The 221-nt window shown below is 46.6% G+C and carries 1 rRNA gene; it reads right to left on the bottom strand.

The window, feature by feature from the left end:
* Positions 1-69: 69 nt before the first annotated feature.
* Positions 70-184 (bottom strand): 5S ribosomal RNA (rrf, locus tag AT575_RS10445).
* Between the last annotated feature and the right edge of the window lie 37 nt (positions 185-221).

Genomic DNA, 221 nt, shown 5'->3' with positions numbered 1-221 from the left:
ACCGCTGACCCTCTGCTTGTAAGGCAGATGCTCTCCCAGCTGAGCTAAACTCCCATTGAGTGTTCCTAAGCTAAGCGACTTCCGTATCTAACAGGGGGCAACCCCCAACTACTTCAGGCGTTCTAGGCTTAACTACTGTGTTCGGCATGGGTACAGGTGTATCTCCTAGGCTATCGTCACTTAACTTTTTAGTCCACTCAAAATTGAATAACTATATCTTA

Source organism: Streptococcus penaeicida, assembly GCF_002887775.1.
GTDB lineage: Bacteria > Bacillota > Bacilli > Lactobacillales > Streptococcaceae > Streptococcus > Streptococcus penaeicida.
Note: the sequence above shows the minus strand (reverse complement) of the source record. Positions and strands in the feature narration are given on the sequence as shown.